The following is a 4,665-nucleotide window of genomic DNA, read 5'->3' as shown; positions in this document are numbered from 1 at the left end:
TGGGAGATCAACTGCCCGTAAACGCCCGATTGGTGAGGGCTAATAATCAGTGGGGGATGAACAAAACCCCCACTGATTAAAGTTTCACTTTATATACCTTGGTATGGAGAACAATATATGTTATTAATCGCATGAATGACAGGAGAGATTTTTCAAAAGATTTTATGTTTATGAATATGAGTATAGTTATATCAATTTTCACTATCATCCAGTATGTCCGTAATCTCATACAAGAAACTTGTCATCATATTCATTTTGCAAAATACCTCTTGACACAAAAAGGAACTATATAGCATAATATAAAAAAATTAAATTGAAAATCGTTGAAGGGAAATAGTACATATGTCTTCTTGCGAAAGAGAGTGGAATTCACCGGCTGAAAGATTCCTCGTATAGAATGTATCGAACCTATCCCTGAGTCTTAAATGAAAGTTTAGGCGTACGCCTGCGTTATAGGCGCCAAGTGGATATCTATGTATATCAATTAAGGTGGTACCGCGGAACAATGACCGTTTCGTCCTTTTTATTTTATTAAGGGCGAAGCGGTCATTTTTATTTTGCCCTTTAATACTATAGGTGCAGCATTGATGAGGATAGAAATCGATGCACACTGTATGGATAGAAGTGTAATTTATGAAAAACTTTGATTTTAGACTTGGGGGATAAAAAAGTGAGAAAGCAAAGAATTGTTGTAAAGATTGGGAGTAGTTCCTTGGCAGCGAGTCATGGAGGCATCTGTAAAGAACAGCTTTCAGATCACGTTGCTGCATTGGCACGATTGAAAGAGGAAGGACATGAAGTTTTGTTGATTACATCTGGGGCGGTCGCTGCAGGTTTTTCTGCTCTAGGGTATCCTAGCAGACCTGTGACAATTAAAGGGAAACAGGCTGCTGCCGCTGTCGGGCAAAGTTTATTAATGCAGGCATACACGGAGGAATTCCGTAAATATGGTATTGTTACTGCACAACTTTTACTAACGAGAAATGATTTTTCTAGAAAAGAACAATACAGTAACGCTTACGCTACTTTAGGAGAGCTACTAAACCGTTCTGCTCTTCCTATAATCAATGAAAATGATTCCATTTCTTTAGAAGAGTTGACGTTCGGTGATAATGATATGCTGTCAGCTTTAGTAAGCGGACTTGTTTCGGCAGATATGCTCATGATTTTTACAGATGTGAACGGTTTATATGACCAAAATCCTCAGAAAAATGCGGATGCGAAAAAATATTATTTCCTTCCTGAGGTAACGGAAGAAATTGCTTCTCTTGCAGGAGATGCTGGCTCAAAACTTGGGACTGGCGGTATGAAATCAAAAATCGATGCTGCAAAGACGGCACTATCTCTTGGAGTGAGTGTATTTATCGGAACGGGATGTGGACAGGAGAAGTTTTTAGATGTTATGAAGGGCAAAGGTGATGGAACATATATCGGGAATGCTCCTCAAAAAGTGATTAAGATGAACAAGCAATGGATCGCACTACATTCGATTGTTAGCGGACAAATTGAAGTAGATGCCGGGGCAGCCACTGCCATCATTCAACATGGAAAGAGTCTTCTTCCTGCTGGTGTTACTAATGTGTCAGGATTTTTCCAAGTCGATGAAGTTGTGGAGGTAATCACGCAACAAGGGCACGTAATAGGGAAAGGACAATGCAGATACAGTGCAGAGGAACTAAGGGATTTAAAAGGTATGCAGAGCCAAGATATTCAAGCAAGAGGGGAAAGGCATAGCTATGAAGTCATCCATAGAGATCATTGGGTTTCATTTTAAGAATAGAGACCGCTCTAATTCTAATAGGTAGGATAGTGCATTACTAGCGTTAAAAAGATCTCGGATTTTATACTGATTAACCTTAAAAAAGGAGGAAATGAAAATGAATGAAGTGTTAGCAAAGGGACAAAAAGCGAAAAAAATCGCTAGAGAACTTGTGCTTAAATCTACAAATCAAAAAAACGAAGCACTTGCCGCGATTGCTGATCAGTTGATAGTAGAAACAGCTTATATTTTAGAGGGAAACAAACAGGACATCGAAGAAGGTAAGGCAAAAGGATTTTCTGACTCTCTTCTTGATCGTCTTATGCTGAATGAACAGCGTATCATTGATATGACTGAAGGTATTAAGCAACTAATTGATTTACGTGATCCTGTTGGAGAATGTGTAAGTGCATGGGAACGACCAAATGGATTATCTATTCAGGAGATGCGTGTACCACTTGGTGTTGTCGGAATGATTTACGAGGCAAGACCGAATGTAACAGTGGATGCGGCTACAATTTGTTTAAAAACAGGAAACGCAGTAATACTACGTGGTAGTTCTTCTGCTATTCATTCTAACAAAGCCATCGTTAGCGTTATTCACCGGGCGCTCAAACAAACAAGTTTGCCTCTAGAAAGCGTACAGCTCATAGAAGATACAACGCGCGATAGTGCAAAGCAGTTGTTTACATTGAATGAGTACTTGGATGTTCTTATCCCAAGAGGCGGCAAGCAGTTAATAGATACTGTAGTGAGAGAAGCATCTGTTCCAGTACTTGAAACAGGTGCGGGAAATTGTCATATTTTCATTGATGAAACAGCGGATAAACAAATGGCATTTGATATTATTATAAACGCAAAAACGCAGCGTCCATCTGTATGTAATGCAATTGAAACGATTATACTTCATGAGAATTGGGCGCAGCAATTTGGTAGCGAGCTGTTTTCTTCCTTGAAGGAAAGAGGCGTGGAGCTACGTGGTGATAATAAAGCATTGGCAATTGATTCTTCTATTGCATTAGCTTCAGAAGAAGATTGGGAAACAGAGTTTTTATCTCTCACACTGGCAGTTAAAGTGGTTTCCTCAGCGGAAAAAGCGATTCATCACATAAATACGTATGGATCCATGCATTCCGAAGCGATTATTACAGAGAACGAGGAAAACGTCAGTAAGTTTTTCACATCTGTTGATGCCGCAGCACTCTACCATAATGCATCGACTCGTTTTACAGATGGATCTGAATTCGGCTTCGGCGCAGAAATTGGCATCAGTACGCAAAAACTACACGTAAGGGGACCAATGGGGCTTCCTGCATTAACTTCCAGAAAATATGTGATTCGTGGGAATGGACAGATTCGGGGATAAAAATTATAAAAGAACAAGTAATAAGATGAAGACACCCAATTCAGTTTAAGTGTCTTCATCTTATTACAGTTATTCATTTACCACACAAAAAGCCCCACAAGCATAGCACTTAATAAGGAAACAGCCATTCCGCTAACAAGAAGCTTCCAAACATTCTTACCGATTATGGATGATTTTTCCCCGCCAAATAATGAATTGTAAGTTCCATAAATCATACCTACTGTACTAAAGTTTGCAAAAGAAGCTAGAAATGTAGTTGCAACCGCAATCGTATGCGGTTGTAAAGACTTTAAGTTTGATTTTAAATCCATCATTGCAACAAATTCATTCGTTGTGATTTTTATCCCCATTAATTCAGCTACATACATAGCATCTTTGCCTGTTAAACCGAGTAAAAAAGCAAAGGGACTAAAGATAATCGAGAAGATTTTTTGAATTGTTAAACCTGTTATAAAAAAGCTTAAAATACCATTTAAACATGCTGTTAAAGCTACATATCCAATTACCATAGCTAAAATAACGATAACCATATTCATTCCGACTAACATACTGTTAGAAATAGTAGAAAAGAAATCTTTTTTTTCATTTTTTGAAGGTTTATAAATAACATCTTCTTCTTTAGTAACTTCAATAGGATTTAAAACATTGGCTAAAATTAATGCGTTAATACAGTTTAAAGGAATAGCGCTGAAAATATATGTTGCTGGAACCATTGATAGATAAGCACCAAGAATTGATCCGCTGACACTACTCATACTCATAATTCCAAAAGTCAATAAACGATTTTCTTTTAACACAGATAATTGATCACGAACAACTGCAAGTGCTTCCGTATTTCCTAAAAACATCATTTGAATGGAAAAGAAGCTTTCTAACTTTGGTAAACGAGAAATCTTTGAAATAATTGCACCTACTTTATCAATAATCCAAGTTAAGACTCCAAAATAAGAAAGGATATCAAAAAAAGTGATAACAAAAATGATAGGAAGTAAGGCGCTAAAGAAGAAATCAACTGTTTGATTTTCCATAGCTGAAGGAAATGCAAATCGAATACCTTCATTCGCACATGAAAGTAGCCAACTGAAAAATGACGCAATTTTATTAATGATAATACTGCCCAATTTGGTGCCTAACATAAACCACGTAATAAAAAGCTCCAATATTATTAGAATAACGATTGGTCTCCATTTTATTTGTTTTTTATTAGGCGAACATAGAAAAACGATTAATATTACAACAAAAATCCCTAACATATTTAATATGAAATGCATGTCAACAACTCCTTGAGGCTTATTATTTGTATATAAAAAAGCCTCTATTCTTCCAAATTTGGATTATGATCAGAAGTTATGAAGAATGTAAATTATGTTGGGATCAATCTATTTCAATTTATGTACTAAAAATTAATGTTTTTTCGCTGTATAAAGGATATTTATTAATAATGTAAAGCAACAAAATAAATCTATTGGTAGAACGAAGGACAATTAATAGCTGCATCCATTTTTAAATTGTTTAGGTGAAATACCAGTATGTTTTTTAA

General features: G+C 36.5%; 3 protein-coding genes and 1 other annotated feature. Of the genes, 2 read left to right on the top strand and 1 reads right to left on the bottom strand.

The annotated features are described in order from the left end of the window. Positions 1-314 precede the first annotated feature (314 nt). Positions 315-525, top strand: a binding site (T-box leader). Positions 526-670: 145 nt separating this feature from the next. Continuing rightward, a complete protein-coding gene (proB, locus tag AB3X48_RS18160) occupies positions 671-1,774 on the top strand; it encodes a glutamate 5-kinase (RefSeq protein WP_016105201.1) in 1,104 nt (367 codons plus the stop codon). A gap of 103 nt (positions 1,775-1,877) precedes the next feature. Beyond that, positions 1,878-3,125, top strand: coding sequence for a glutamate-5-semialdehyde dehydrogenase (locus AB3X48_RS18155; protein ID WP_016105200.1), 1,248 nt, complete (start codon positions 1,878-1,880; stop codon positions 3,123-3,125). Positions 3,126-3,202: 77 nt separating this feature from the next. On the opposite strand, the gene AB3X48_RS18150 is transcribed toward AB3X48_RS18155, so the two are convergent. Continuing rightward, complete coding sequence (locus AB3X48_RS18150) at positions 3,203-4,396, bottom strand: nucleoside transporter C-terminal domain-containing protein (protein ID WP_016105199.1); 1,194 nt, start codon at positions 4,394-4,396, stop codon at positions 3,203-3,205. Positions 4,397-4,665: the final 269 nt, after the last annotated feature.

Origin of the sequence: Bacillus sp. S4, assembly GCF_040838205.1 — a bacterium.
Lineage (GTDB): Bacteria > Bacillota > Bacilli > Bacillales > Bacillaceae_G > Bacillus_A > Bacillus_A cereus_U.
This window is presented reverse-complemented; position numbering and strand designations above follow the sequence as displayed.

Coding starts and splice junctions, on each gene's coding strand:
- AB3X48_RS18155 (WP_016105200.1), top strand. CDS start 1,878: ATGAATGAAGTGTTAGCAAAGGGACAAAAAGCGAAAAAAATCGCTAGA.
- AB3X48_RS18150 (WP_016105199.1), bottom strand. CDS start 4,396: ATGCATTTCATATTAAATATGTTAGGGATTTTTGTTGTAATATTAATC.